Consider the following 13217-nt stretch of genomic DNA (forward strand, 5'->3'; position numbering starts at 1 on the left):
AACTCGGCAAACTCCGGACGCAATGGGGTGTCCGGCAACTGCGGAAAATGAAACAGTAAATGCCAGGAAAACTCCCGCCAGCCCAATTCCCGCAAAAAATGCTCCCCTTCATCCGTAAGCTCAGGATGTTGCCGCAGGTAAAAACGCGTTTCCTGCCATATCTGACGAGGACTGAGTTCACCATGACTCAGGTGCGGAGAAAGTCGGGATACGGAATTTTGAGCAGGAAAATTACGCCCCTCACTGTAGTTCACCAGTGATTCATCCAAAAATTGCTGAAGTCTGTTTTTGGCGCCGGTCTCACCGGGGGCCCAGAATTCCGAAAAACGAATAGCCCAATTGGGTTTTTGCGGAAGCAGATGCCAATCTGCCAGAGTTTCGGTTACCAGGTTTTGGGTCAGTTCATGCGGTAAAGGCGAAAAATCGGGTTCTGGTAATGCTGGCGCAATGCTGAAGCGAGCCAGGAGGCTTTTCCAGAAAGGAGTAAAAACCTTATAGGGTTTCTTGTCGTGATGATGCAGCCAGGGTTCAACCAGGCAATCACCCGTAAACGAGCGCACAGCAATACCCTGGCTGCGCAACTCGGCCTTGATGGCAGTATCCTGAGCTATTCCAGCAGGATCATAGCGGCGATTCCAGAAAACTGCTCGCGCCGAAGTTTCAGCAATGATTTCCTGCAAAATCTGCAGAGGCTTCCCACGTCTGAGCAGTAAAGGCAAACCATGCCGGGCAAGAGCTTCCTGTAATTGTTGCAGACTATGATGCCGCCACCAGAGCTCGGCAGCACCAGCCTGCTCATCAGCATCATGAATATACAGCGGTATTACTGCTCCTTCCTGGGAGGCTTCCCACAAGGCCGGATGATCAGCGAGACGAATATCCCTGCGCAACCAGACAATCGTAATGGTCATCCTGTAGCCCCATAGTGTAGATAAACCAAACCGCTATCAGACAGATGAATCGTCGTCTGCTACAAACAGTGTTTGCTCAGAACAGGTTCTTGATGGTATCCATCAATTTGCTCCCCATATCGGTTCCCGCACTGCTGTTTGTCGAAGCGGTTGAAGAAGTGGTCGCAATGGGGGGGTAACCCGCCAGATAATCACTGACCCCAATGATGTTGCTGCCTCCACTGATGGTAGGCCCAGTGACCGAAGGGGGACGGAAAAAGCCTGTCGCCGGATTTCCCGCCATGGCAGTACGCATATAGTGAATCCAGATCGGCAAGGCTTCCCGTGCCCCGGCGGCCCAGCGTCCCATGGTATGGTTATCATCATAACCCACCCAGACGCTGGTGGTCATGCGCGGGCTGAAACCATTGAACCAGGCGTTGTTTTCATTGTTGGTGGTGCCGGTTTTGCCGGCAATGTCATTACGTCCGAGGCTTTGCGCTGCCACACCCGTACCAATTTTAATGACCTGCTGCATCATTTGCGTCATCAAGTAGGCAACGCCTGGCGGTATGGCTGTCTGTTGGGGTGGGGGAGCATAACCCATGGGGCAGTTCAGCAAGGAAATCTGGGTTCCCCGACCATTGACGATTTTGGTAATGAGGTAAGGGTGGGGTAGAAAACCACCGCTGGAAAATACCGAATAGGCTCTGGCCATTTGCAGCGGGCTGTAATCTCCGGCACCCAGGACCATGGAAGGCACCTCTGGAACCTGCTTGGCAGGAAAGCCAAAACGCTGCACATACTGGGCGGCGTAGGGGATGCCAATATCCATCAAAATGCGAACACTGGGGACGTTGTGGGAGTAAGCCAGATTGGACCATACCGGTATCGGCGTGTTCGAGAACTGCTTACTGTAGTTGGTTGGCGCATAAACCTGTCCATCGGGCAGAGTGATGGACAGAGGGGTATCCGGTATCGGGGTCTGTGGCGTCATGTAAGTACTTTGACCGGATGCCAGAAGTGCCGGTGCATCCATGGCTGCTGCATAGACAAAAGGTTTAAAACCTGAGCCGGGTTGCCGATAGGCAAATACCGCACGATTAAAGTGGCTGAGTTCGTAGCTGAACCCACCCACCATAGCGTGAATGGCTCCATTGCGGCTGTCGAGACTGACCAGTGCGCCCTGTACCTTGGGAATCTGGGTAAGCTGCCAGCTGGGATCCTTTCCGGCAGAAGACCAGACATTGGCTCCCCATTCCTGACCGGCCCCAGCAGTCATCGCATGAACGTAGGGACGCAGCCAAATCAGATCGCCACTATGTAAAACGCTATCGACCTGACTCGGCAGGGGACTGTTGAAACGCATTCGGGCCCAGCGCATATCACGCAGGGTCATGGTGATATTTTTCTTGCCCTCCAGCGAAACGGTAGCGGTCTTACTGTTGGCGCTAATGACTACCCCCCATCTCATATTGGCCGGGTCATGAGGGGGGAGGGCATCCGGACGCTTTCCTGCAAGGGCCGTTTGCAGGGCATCGCCACTCAAACGGGCAACGGGGCCGCGATAGATTTTCGGGTCCATGCTCGAAAGTCCCATGTCGTAGTTTTCCAGTCCTACGGCTACGGCTTCGTTGGCGGCAACCTGATCTTTGGGAATGATACTGGTATATACCTTGAGTCCTGAGCGATAGGTAAAATCACTGCCAAATTGCTGGGTCAGCCAGCTTGCGATCCAGTCGGTGACGTAAGGAGCACTATCTGATGCCTGGGCATGGAAGCGGGAAAGAATAGGTTCAGCGTTGGCCTTGGCTACTTCAGCCTGCGAAATATAACCCCGGTTTTCCAGACGTTTCAGAACATAAGCGCGGCGTTTTTTGGCAAGATCCGGATTCATGGCCGGATTTAATACCGAAGGTGCTGGCGGGAGTCCGGCAATGGTAGCCATTTCACCCAGTGTCAATTGTTCGACACTCTTGCCGTAATACGTGCGGGCGGCAGCCTGAACCCCGTAGGCCCCCTGACCCAGATAAATTTTATTGAGATACAGTTCCAGAATCTGTTTGTGACTAAAATGATCTGCCAGTTTGTAGGCCAGTAAAATTTCCGCAATCTTACGGGTGATGGTTTTTTGTGGGGTAAGATAAAAATTACGGGCTACCTGTTCGGGGATGGTGCTGGCACCCTGTACAGGAGACATATGGATCAGGTCGACCAGCGCCGCGCGCACAATGCCCGGATAGCTGACCGGATAGTACAGTGGATTATTACTGTAAAAACGGGCGTTCTCTGCAGATATGAAAGATTCCTGCAATTTGACCGGAATTTGATCAATGGGCAGGGCATAGCGCATTTGCGGGCCGACTTCCTGGAGCAACGAACCGTCTGCGGCATAAATCCGCAGGGGTTCATCGGGATGCCATTCTTTCAGCTCATGAACGGGCGGCAGGGTTTCCCAGATGCGATATACATAAATGCTGATCCCGATGAAAATGTTGATGATGATCAGCGCGATGATCAATAAAATCCAGCGTCCATAACGAGGACGTTTGGGTGCCTTGCCACGCGCGCGGGGGCTGCCAGTTTGAGCCATGTTGTTTCTTCCATTTCCTGAATGCTTGGCAAAAGAGAGAGGAGACTGCCTTTTACCAAGTATCCTGTTGCCGTTTTGTCATTGCGAGACGGCTTATGGCGCAATACTATACCACCATGAATCTAAAGAGTCGCTTCGCCCCTAGCCCCACCGGCTATCTTCATCTGGGGAACGCCCGCACCGCCTTGTTTGCCTGGTTGGCAGCACGGGCTGTCGCGGGTCGTTTCGTTCTGCGGCTGGAAGATACAGACCAGTCCCGCTCGCCGCAAATTTATGAAAAAGCCCTGTTGGAAGACCTGCACTGGCTGGGTCTGAACTGGGATGAAGGCCCTGACATCGGCGGCCCGGTGGGGCCTTACCGGCAGATGGAACGCCTGGATATTTATCATCAATACTATGAAACCCTGCTGGCAGCGGGACAGGCCTACCCCTGTTATTGCAGTGCCGAGGATCTGGCCGCAGAACGAGCGGTGCAACGGGCCTCTGGCAAGTCACCGCGCTATGGCGGGCGTTGTCGGCATCTGCATGCAGACCAACGCCGTGATTTTGAAGCCAGGGGTATTCAGCCGGTGTTGCGTTATCGGGTGCCCGACTCGGGAATATTGACCGTGCCCGACCGGGTCTGGGGGGAGCGCAGCTATGCTCTGGCCGATCTGGGTGATTTTGTCATTCGGCGTAGTGATGGCAGCCCGGCCTTTTTTTTCGCCAACGCGGTGGATGACGCCCTGATGGGGGTGAATCTGGTTTTGCGCGGAGAGGATCATCTCAGTAATACCCCGCGTCAGATTCTGATTTTGCAGGCGTTGAATTTGCCTGTCCCCGAATACGCCCATCTGCCGCTTCTGTTGGGTGGCGATGGTCAGCCGCTGTCCAAACGCCACGGCGCGGCCAGTTTGCGTGACCTGCAATTTAACGGTTATCTCCCGGCAGCCGTGCGCAATTATCTGGCGCGCCTTGGTCACCACTATGTGGAAAGTGACTTGCTGGATGATCAGGCTTTGGCTGCGGGTTTTTCAGTGGAAAAAATCAGCCGTGCGCCGGGGCACTTTGATGTCGTGCAGCTTCAGCATTGGCAGCGTCTGGCGCTGCAGGCGTTGAGTGATGCACAGCTATGGGAGTGGCTGCTTGCCGCCAATTTATCCAATAATACTATTGAAAATAATCTATTGGAAAGGATTTTGAAGGCGGTTTCTGAAGATGAAGATTTGCCAATAAAGTTTGTCGCAGCAGTGCGCGCCAATGTGCTGTTTCCCGAAGATGCCGTGGATTGGGCCAGGCGTTGTTTCGCCGATGAGGCATTCACTGAATTGGAAAAGGAGGACGCTGCACTTGCCGCCCTTGCGGAAGCCCCGGCAGAATTCTGGCCTTTGGCCGCGATGCTCCTCCAGCAGTCAGCTGGAGATTACCGAATCTGGACCAAAACCCTGCAGCAGGAAAGTGGATTAAAAGGAAAATCTTTGTTTATGCCCCTGCGGGCAGCCTTGACAGGGCGCAGTCATGGCCCCGAACTGGCAGCCCTCCTGCCTTTGATTGGTATGGAGCGCGCGCAACAGCGCCTGCGTACTGCCCCCAGCATATTATCTGAAGCGAGAAAGTAATGCCGCCATTCCTGCCGTCCATCACTCTTTACGACACCCTGCAGCGTGACAAGACCCCTCTGGAACCGGCAACGCCGGGGCAGGTGGGTATTTATGTTTGTGGTATGACGGTTTATGACTACTGTCATCTGGGTCACGCCCGGGTTATGGTCACTTTTGATACGGTGGTGCGTTATTTGCGGGCACGGGGCATGAAAGTGACCTATGTGCGTAATATTACCGATATTGACGATAAAATTATCCGCCGTGCTCTGGAACAGGGCGAGTCTATTCAGGCGCTGACCGCGCGTTTTATTGAGGCCATGCACGCCGATGAAGCCGCCTTGCTCTGCCAGAAGCCAGACCTGGAGCCGCGTGCTACGGAGCATGTGGGCGCCATGCAAAACATGATTGCCGAGTTGATTAAACGGGGGCATGCCTACGCAGCAGCCAACGGCGATGTGTATTACGCCGTGCGAAGTTTTCCGGAATATGGAAAACTTTCGGGCAAATCCATTGATGAGCTCAATTCGGGCGCGCGCGTGGAGTTGGGCGAAGATAAACACGATCCTCTGGATTTTGCCCTCTGGAAAGCGGTCAAGCCCGATGAACCCTCTTGGTCTTCACCTTGGGGTGAGGGTCGGCCGGGCTGGCATATAGAGTGTTCGGCCATGTCTGCAGATGCTTTGGGCTGCACTTTTGACATTCATGGTGGCGGCGCCGATTTGCAGTTTCCGCACCATGAAAATGAAATTGCTCAATCCCAGGGGGCAGGGTGCGCTTTTGCCCACTACTGGATGCATAACGGCTTTGTGCGCATCAATGACGAGAAAATGTCTAAGTCCTTGAATAATTTTTTAACGGTGCGCGAGCTTCTTCCTCTTTTTTCAGGCGAAGTGCTGCGCTTTTTCATTCTTTCCAGCCAATATCGCAGTCCCTTGCATTATAGTGAAGAAGGATTGGAGCAGGCCCGCGCCGGATTGACGCGCCTGTACACGGCGCTGCGCGGCATGCCAGCACGCCAAATTGTGCCCGAATTGGGCAGTGAATGGCGGGAGCGCTTTCATAACGCCATGAGTGATGATTTTCATACACCGGCGGCGCTCGCCACCCTTTTTGACCTTGCTCGGGAAATCAATCGCTTGCGAGATGAGCAAAGCGAAGTAGCCGCACCCTTGGCCACCCTCCTGCGCGAGTTGGCAGCCATGCTGGGCATTTTGCAGGAAGATCCGGAAAGCTATTTCCGGGGTTCCCATGAAAGCGATAATGCCTGGATTGAAGAACGTATAGCGGCCCGTCTTGCTGCCCGCCAGCAAAAAGATTTTACGGGTGCAGATGCTATTCGTGCGGAATTGGCTGCTGCAGGAATTATTCTGGAAGATGGTCCTGCCGGGACCAGTTGGCGACGGCAGGGAGTCTGAGTTGCGGGGAAAGGGAAGCCGCCGCTTTACGAATTAATCGTCGTTAAGCGGCAGAGACTGCTGGCCGGGGTCTTCAATGCTTTCTGCAACGGCCTCTTCCGAAGCGGTCGCTGTTTCTGCGGTTTCAGTAAACAGCGGTAAATGCCAGTCTTCAGGACTTGTTACCGGAGCCGCTGTCGAGGAACTCTCGGTGGCGGAAGGTTCCGCCAGATCGGTCACTGGCTCAACTACTTCCAATGTTTCCGCCCGGGTTTCTTCATGAGCTTCCGCTGGCGCTTCCTCGACAGTTGCGATGACTGCAGGCTCGGTAGTAAGACTCTCGGTAAGCACTTCTGTGCTCACCGGCGTGGCTATCAGCATTTGATGCCAGTCATCCGTGGCCGGAACCGGCCCAGGATAGGTCAGCAGTTCACGTGGCGCAGGCTGCTCAAGCTTTGCCGATGTTTTGGTCGCGACTTTAGGCGTTACTTTGGTGGTTTCCGGAGTGGTTTCCCCGGCCTCCATTTCCTGAGCGTTTTCGTTCTCTCCTGGATTACCCTGGGTCGAACGCCGGGCTCTGGCCCGCCGACCGCCGCGCCGCCGACGGCGGCCCCGGCTTTCTTCGCCGGAGTTTTCATCGACTTCTTCACTTTCAGGAGCAGACGGCGTTTCGCCGCCATGACTTTCTGCCAGAAAGGTAGCCGCGTCCACAGGAACATAACGCGATACCAAAGCGCGTACCAGACGGGCGAGAATCCCCTCTTCTGGCACGGCAGGCTTGTTGTTGCTGCTGCCAGTATTTTTGCTTTTGGCTGCTGGCGCCGGAGTACGGAGCGGGGGAAGCACGTCGGGCGGTGGCGGTGCAGTCAGCGGACTTAGCGCCGCAGATTCGATATTCGGACGGCTGGGACGTGTGGGTAGAGCATTATTCAGATTTTGTGGCAAAGTCCGCGTAGCACTCGCCTCCATGCGGGTGCGCTCAATGTTGTAGTGCGGGGTTACCAACTCCGGCTTGGGAATAATGACAATGCGGGTTTCTGTTTTTGCCTCAAGTTCGAGAATCGGCAGACGTTTCTCGTTGAGCAGATAAACAGCCACATCCACCGGTACTTCACACTGTACTTCAGCAGGACCGGGTTTCATGCATTCTTCCTGCAGCAAACGCAGCACATGCATGCTGGTCGCCTCACAGCCGCGAATCTGGCCCGTACCATTACAACGCGGGCAGGGTTCCGAAGACGCTTCTTCCAGGCTGGCTCCCAACCGTTGCCGGGACATTTCCATCAAACCAAAGCGGGAAATACGGCCGAGCTGTACCCGCGCCCGATCCAGTTTAAGGGCTTCCTTGAGCTTGCCTTCCACTTCACGTTGATGTTTAGGAGACTCCATATCAATGAAGTCCACTACAATCAGGCCGCCCAGATCGCGCAGGCGGATTTGACGAGCGATTTCTTCCGCCGCTTCCAGATTGGTGCGGAAAGCGGTTTCGGCAATATCCTGACCCTTGGTGGAACGGCCAGAATTGACGTCCACGGCAACCAGTGCCTCGGTATGATCAATGACAATGGCCCCGCCCGACTCCAGCCGCACTTCCCGACTGAATGCCGATTCAATCTGCTGTTCAATTTGATAGCGGCTGAAGAGGGGCACGTCGTTATCGTAATATTTCAGGCGGTGCACCATTTTCGGCATCATGGCGCCCATAAACTGCACGGCAGCGTTATAGGCCCCTTCCTCATCAATGAGGACTTCACCAAAATCTTCCGAAAAGTGATCGCGCAGGGCCCGGACGACCACATTCCCTTCCTGGTAAATCAGAAAAGGGGCGGCACGGGGTGCGGCCGTATCGACAATGGCCTGCCAGATTTGTTTCAGATATTCGAGATCACGATGCAGCGCCTCGAGTTCTTGACCAATACCGGCAGTACGGGCAATAACACCCATATTTTCGGGAATATCGAGAAGTTGAAGATGCTGACGAATCTGGGTGCGATCATCCCCTTCAATGCGGCGGGAAACGCCGCCCGCCCTGGGATTGTTGGGCATCAGGACCAGATAGCGACCAGCCAGACTGACAAAGGTGGTGAGGGCGGCACCCTTGCTGGAGCGCTCTTCTTTGTCCACCTGAACAATGACTTCCTGACCTTCGCGAATCAGCTCTTGAATACGCTTGCGGCCCTGACCGGCTTCCTGTTGCTGGAAGTATTCCCGGGCAATTTCCTTGAGTGGCAGAAAGCCGTGACGTTCGGCGCCATAGTCAACAAAAGCCGCCTCCAGGCTGGGCTCTACACGGGTGATTTTGCCCTTGTAGATATTGCTCTTTTTTTGTTCCTTGTAGGCGCGTTCAATATCCAGGTCGAGGAGTTTTTGACCATCTACCAAAGCTACCCGCAACTCCTCTGCATGGGTAGCGTTAATCAACATCCTTTTCATAAGTTCTTCTTTCTCCGGCGCTCAACCCGCATGCTCAATAAAGCAGGCCGGGGAGCGCAGCGTTTGTAATTGGGACCGAAAGGCTTGCCCTTCGATGCTAAAATGGGGGCCGCACTCTGTTAGCGCAGCGTCCTCAGTCGCAATATATGCCATAAAAGAATAGAATCGCAAACGAAAAAATGCAGGGGCGGTGAAAATATGGCGGAAAACGGAGTGCGACAGTGGCTGGTAACCGATGCGGATGCGGGCCAGCGTCTCGACAATTTCCTCTTGCGAGTCATGAAGGGCGTGCCCCGTTCCCACATCTACAAAATCCTGCGTAGTGGCGAAGTGCGGGTCAATAAAGGCCGGGCGCGGCCACATTACCACATTGCCGTTGGCGATGTGCTGCGCCTGCCGCCGGTGCGGGTTGCCGAACCCAGCGATCCGGCCATTCTTCCTGCCCACCTGCGCGGACAACTGGAATCTGCAGTTCTTTTTGAAGACAGCCATGTGCTGGTGCTGAACAAGCCCAGTGGTCTTGCAGTCCATGGGGGTTCCGGTTTGAGCTGGGGCATTATTGAAGCCCTGCGCCAACTACGCCCTGAAGCCCGCGAGCTGGAACTGGTGCATCGCCTGGATCGCGACACTTCCGGTTGTCTGGTGCTCAGCAAAAAGCGCTCGGCACTGCGGGCGCTGCATGAGGCCTTGCGCCAGGGACAGATGGAAAAACAATATCTGGCCCTGACCCTGGGCGACTGGAAAGACAAAACGCGCTCCGTGCGCTTGGCCTTACGCAAAAACACACTGCAATCGGGAGAACGCATGGTGCGGGTGGATCCTGTCGATGGCAAATCCGCGCATACGCGTTTTTCGGTGTTAGAGCATTTCCCCGGTGCTGCTTTATTGCAGGCCGATCTGGATACCGGCCGTACTCACCAGATTCGGGTTCATCTACAGGCCATAGAACACCCAGTGGCGGGTGACGAAAAATATGGTGACGCAGCTTTCAATCAGCGTATGCGCAGTCTGGGCTTGCGCCGCCTGTTCCTGCACGCAGTCAGCATTCGTTTTACGCATCCTCGTGACCAGCAGCCCATGCATATCCAGGCCCCGTTGCCTGCAGAGCTGGAAGGATTACTTCAGCAATTACGTCAGGAGCCCAAATCATGAATCCCGTACTGCAGGATCGCCGTCTGATCATATTCGACTGGGACGGCACTTTGATGGACAGCATTCCCACTATTTGCCGATGCCTGGCCCATGCATTTGCCTATGCCGGACTGGCCGATCGCGGTGAAGAGCAATATAAGGAAATCATTGGCTTAGGTCTTGGTGATGCGCTGGCGGTTCTCGCCCCTGATGCGGACGAAAACTTACGCTCCCGCATTCTGGAGGGGTACCGTAATTGCTTTTTTGCCACCCCGGCAGTTGATATGCCACTTTTTCCTGGAGTGGAGCAAACGGTCATTGCTCTGGCTGAAGCCGGTTTTCAAATTGCTGTAGCAACGGGCAAGGCGCGCCGTGGTCTGGACAAGGTGCTGCGCGAAAACCCGCATCTGGCTGCCTGCATCAGTGCCAGTCGTTGCGCGGACGAAACCCGCTCCAAGCCCGATCCCCTCATGCTCGAACAGCTCCTGGATCATTATGCGCTGGCACCCGAAGCCGCCGTAATGGTCGGGGACACCGTCCATGATATGGAAATGGCCGTAGCCGCAGGAGTCCTGCCTTTAGGGGTACTTTGTGGTGTTCATGATACCCAACGATTGACGAAGGCGGGTGCGGCGCTGTGCTTGCCTGATCCGAGGTTTTTGCTGCGTGAGGTTCTTTGAAGCGTTGTTCATGCTATTCATTCGGTTGACGAAGGATCCTTCTATACTCAACGGATAAGACGCTCTATGCTCAGCATTCAGGTCAGGAAGACTAACTAACCATGGCAGAAGAAATCGGAAACTTGATATTGGAACACCTGAAACGTTTTCAGGTCGGGCAAGCTCGTATAGAGCGCAAGCTGGAGGAAGTGGTAACCCGTTTAGGTTCCTTGGAGGTCAGTGTTGCGAGTGTGCGCCGGGACATTGTCCATAACAAAGAGAACACAGCAACTATCAGTGTGTGCGTGGATCGTCTGAGTGAACGTATAGACCGCATCGAGCGCCGCCTGGAGCTGTCTTGAGCCAGCACAAAATGAACGGCTTCTGCTTTTTGTCTCGTAAAGGACAGGACCAGGCAGTAGCCGAGTCCTGTCCAATCAATGGGTTGAGGACTAGACCAGTTCGGCCCATGAGACATAATGACGCATTGTGTCTCGTATCAGCGACCACACCCTACACGCCAGAAACCCAAAGTACGGCCAACTCCAGATATAACGTCCCGTCATTTATTTGATCGGGCGCATCCTTTACGTGCTAAACGCAACTTAAACATATTCCAGAGTGGGTCACCGGTAAGAGCATGTAGAAACACCATTCCGACGTGCCCAATCCACTGCAAAGCAATAGCAACAGCCCCCCAACGAAGAATGTCCAACAACCATCCAAATGGAATTCCGAACCACCACCCGCGAAACCCGCCTAATAGGAGCAGTCCAGCGGCGGCAACCAGAGTGACCGAGAGAAGAAATACCCCGTGCATCAATCCAGGCAGCCCTGCGCGTGGCCCGGGAGGCGCTAAAACGCCTTGAAAGAGCCCTCTGATATCTTCGGCGACCGCTCTTAACCCAGCGGGATTCAGGGGAAACAAGTAGCGCAACGTCATGCGTCCACTGCGGCTCAACATCAGCCAACCCCACTGTAAAAGCAGGACCACGATCAGCACCTGACCCACGATAATATGCCATTCAAAGGGAAACCATCCATATAACCACCCCATAAGTCCTGTGATCATTTGAAAGGTAACGGTGGAAAGCAGCAAGAGATGGAGCAGCTTCGCACGATTGGGCCAGCTATCATGGGTGCGGCCATATGGAGCGGTAACAAGAATCATCGACATACACAGCGTACCTCATCAAAGTTAATCCATTTATAAAAAACCTGTTTGGTGGATATACGAATAACTAAATGATGTAGATGCACAAAAACCCCCAGATATACGGATGCATCCAAATTCTAAAACCTATCGTATACATATATGCGTGATATGCGTGAAGTTCTATTACCTTGTTACCGCGAGCCTTAAGGACAATCTCTATGAAAAAATCGATGAATCGTCGTGAATGGTTAAAAACGAGCACTCAAATTGTGGCAGTTGCGGCCGTAGCCCCACTAGTGTTCTCCCCCCTGGCGGAGGCCGGCACGCTGTCGAGCAAGGCTTCCGTCAGCTATCAGGATCATCCTTCGGGCAAGGATATGTGCAGCAACTGTACCCACTTCTTCCCAGGCCCAAGCCCTACCGCAGACGGAACTTGCAAAGTGGTGGAGGGCAAAATCAGTCCTCACGGTTATTGCTACGCCTATACACCTAAATCGTAAACACAAGTCAGGAGGTTTAAATGAAAATGTTCAAACTGAAAAACGCCGCTATGTTGACTGGTCTGGCCCTCACTATGGGCTTGGCCACACCTTTGGCAATCGCCTCACCAAATGCGGCATCCATTCAGCGTGCTGACATCAAGCTACCTATCCAGAATTACATCGGTGACTTTGGTGGCCCATCGGGCGTAAAAGCTCTGATTAGTACTTTTGTGGGTTATGTCGCCGCAGATCCCCACATCAATTATTACTTTGCGCACACCAACATCAAGGCCCTCAAATATAATCTGACCCAACAGGTTTGTGAGGTAGTGGGTGGGCCCTGCAAATACACTGGCCCTACCATGACCGCCACGCACAAAGGATTGCATGTCACCACTGCAGCTTTCAATTATCTTGCACAAGACATGATCAAGGCCATGGACAAGCGAAGCATCGCTAAGCCTGCGCAGAATTACCTTTTGGCACAACTGGCCGCTATGGAGCCACAGGTTGTCACAGCCAATGGCCCTTTGGGCTGAGTTGAATGGTTCGCAGGGATGGCCACTACATTCAGGATGTATTTTTTGATAGATACGCTTGATGGAAACCAGAAATTCTAAGTCAGGAGGAGATTATGAGTACACTAAAGAGTAAAGGATTAGCTGTTGCAATTGCTTGTGCATTGGGTGCAATGGTGCCGCTGACCGCCAATGCGGCGATCGGGGCTGCCAGCCTGTTTGGTCAGGGCCGCATTTTGGGCACTGGCGCAGTAACTATGGTGGACCCATGAGTCAAGACAAAAAGAGCGAGAGTTTAAGCTAGTCTGGTTTCTAACATTGCAGCAGAATGGCGCTGCCCCAAATTGTCCCTGAGTAATGGTTATGCTGCAACCTTCG

General features: G+C 53.9%; 12 protein-coding genes. 8 read left to right on the top strand and 4 right to left on the bottom strand.

What is annotated here, in order from left to right:
* Positions 1-911, bottom strand: a 911-nt coding sequence (locus tag HJG40_RS06470; RefSeq protein WP_215863429.1) for a cryptochrome/photolyase family protein, incomplete at its 3' end; no start/stop codon positions are given.
* 76 nt (positions 912-987) lie between these two features.
* Positions 988-3483, bottom strand: coding sequence for a penicillin-binding protein 1A (locus HJG40_RS06475; protein ID WP_215863430.1), 2496 nt, complete (start codon positions 3481-3483; stop codon positions 988-990).
* 95 nt (positions 3484-3578) lie between these two features.
* On the opposite strand from HJG40_RS06475, the gene gltX reads away from it, so the two are divergent.
* The gene (gene gltX, locus HJG40_RS06480; protein WP_215863431.1) at positions 3579-5081 is read left to right on the top strand and encodes a glutamate--tRNA ligase; all 1503 of its coding nucleotides are present in this window, start codon (positions 3579-3581) and stop codon (positions 5079-5081) included.
* Positions 5081-6481 (top strand): cysteine--tRNA ligase, encoded by a 1401-nt coding sequence (cysS, locus tag HJG40_RS06485; protein ID WP_215863432.1) that lies wholly within the window; start codon positions 5081-5083, stop codon positions 6479-6481. Before gltX ends, cysS begins: the two co-directional genes overlap by 1 nt.
* Before the next feature lie 33 nt (positions 6482-6514).
* Here cysS and HJG40_RS06490 read toward each other — a convergent pair whose 3' ends face one another.
* A complete protein-coding gene (locus HJG40_RS06490; RefSeq protein ID WP_226857257.1) occupies positions 6515-8893 on the bottom strand; it encodes an Rne/Rng family ribonuclease in 2379 nt (792 codons plus the stop codon).
* A 198-nt stretch (positions 8894-9091) separates the two neighbouring features.
* Between HJG40_RS06490 and rluC the strand changes: the two genes are divergently transcribed.
* The 3 genes from rluC (at position 9092) to HJG40_RS06505 (ending at position 11045) form a co-directional block, all read left to right on the top strand.
* Entirely contained in the window at positions 9092-10045 is a 954-nt protein-coding gene (gene rluC, locus HJG40_RS06495; RefSeq protein ID WP_215863433.1) for a 23S rRNA pseudouridine(955/2504/2580) synthase RluC, read from the top strand.
* On the top strand, positions 10042-10704 hold the full coding sequence (locus HJG40_RS06500) for an HAD family hydrolase (RefSeq protein ID WP_215863434.1): 663 nt from the start codon (positions 10042-10044) through the stop codon (positions 10702-10704). Before rluC ends, HJG40_RS06500 begins: the two co-directional genes overlap by 4 nt.
* Before the next feature lie 101 nt (positions 10705-10805).
* Complete coding sequence (locus HJG40_RS06505; protein ID WP_215863435.1) at positions 10806-11045, top strand: DUF1515 family protein; 240 nt, start codon at positions 10806-10808, stop codon at positions 11043-11045.
* A gap of 200 nt (positions 11046-11245) precedes the next feature.
* Here the strand turns inward: HJG40_RS06505 and HJG40_RS06510 are convergent, their stop codons facing one another.
* Entirely contained in the window at positions 11246-11860 is a 615-nt protein-coding gene (locus HJG40_RS06510; protein ID WP_215863436.1) for a cytochrome b/b6 domain-containing protein, read from the bottom strand.
* A gap of 197 nt (positions 11861-12057) precedes the next feature.
* Here HJG40_RS06510 and HJG40_RS06515 point away from each other — a divergent pair, with 197 nt between their 5' ends.
* The 3 genes from HJG40_RS06515 to HJG40_RS06525 all read left to right on the top strand — a co-directional run bounded on the left by HJG40_RS06515 (position 12058) and on the right by HJG40_RS06525 (position 13111).
* A complete protein-coding gene (locus HJG40_RS06515) occupies positions 12058-12339 on the top strand; it encodes a high-potential iron-sulfur protein (RefSeq protein ID WP_215863437.1) in 282 nt (93 codons plus the stop codon).
* A gap of 20 nt (positions 12340-12359) precedes the next feature.
* Positions 12360-12860, top strand: a complete 501-nt coding sequence (locus HJG40_RS06520) for a group I truncated hemoglobin (protein WP_215863438.1) — start codon at positions 12360-12362, stop codon at positions 12858-12860.
* A gap of 95 nt (positions 12861-12955) precedes the next feature.
* Positions 12956-13111, top strand: coding sequence for a hypothetical protein (locus HJG40_RS06525; RefSeq protein ID WP_226857258.1), 156 nt, complete (start codon positions 12956-12958; stop codon positions 13109-13111).
* Positions 13112-13217: the final 106 nt, after the last annotated feature.

Origin of the sequence: Acidithiobacillus concretivorus, from assembly GCF_018853445.1 — a bacterium.
Classification (GTDB): Bacteria; Pseudomonadota; Gammaproteobacteria; order Acidithiobacillales; family Acidithiobacillaceae; genus Acidithiobacillus; species Acidithiobacillus concretivorus.

Excerpts from the sequence above, each read along its gene's own strand:
- HJG40_RS06500 (WP_215863434.1), top strand. The coding sequence starts at position 10,042 with ATGAATCCCGTACTGCAGGATCGCCGTCTGATCATATTCGACTGGGAC.
- cysS (WP_215863432.1), top strand. The coding sequence starts at position 5,081 with ATGCCGCCATTCCTGCCGTCCATCACTCTTTACGACACCCTGCAGCGT.
- HJG40_RS06510 (WP_215863436.1), bottom strand. The coding sequence starts at position 11,860 with ATGTCGATGATTCTTGTTACCGCTCCATATGGCCGCACCCATGATAGC.
- HJG40_RS06520 (WP_215863438.1), top strand. The coding sequence starts at position 12,360 with ATGAAAATGTTCAAACTGAAAAACGCCGCTATGTTGACTGGTCTGGCC.
- gltX (WP_215863431.1), top strand. The coding sequence starts at position 3,579 with ATGGCGCAATACTATACCACCATGAATCTAAAGAGTCGCTTCGCCCCT.
- HJG40_RS06505 (WP_215863435.1), top strand. The coding sequence starts at position 10,806 with ATGGCAGAAGAAATCGGAAACTTGATATTGGAACACCTGAAACGTTTT.
- HJG40_RS06475 (WP_215863430.1), bottom strand. The coding sequence starts at position 3,483 with ATGGCTCAAACTGGCAGCCCCCGCGCGCGTGGCAAGGCACCCAAACGT.
- HJG40_RS06525 (WP_226857258.1), top strand. The coding sequence starts at position 12,956 with ATGAGTACACTAAAGAGTAAAGGATTAGCTGTTGCAATTGCTTGTGCA.
- rluC (WP_215863433.1), top strand. The coding sequence starts at position 9,092 with ATGGCGGAAAACGGAGTGCGACAGTGGCTGGTAACCGATGCGGATGCG.
- HJG40_RS06490 (WP_226857257.1), bottom strand. The coding sequence starts at position 8,893 with ATGAAAAGGATGTTGATTAACGCTACCCATGCAGAGGAGTTGCGGGTA.
- HJG40_RS06515 (WP_215863437.1), top strand. The coding sequence starts at position 12,058 with ATGAAAAAATCGATGAATCGTCGTGAATGGTTAAAAACGAGCACTCAA.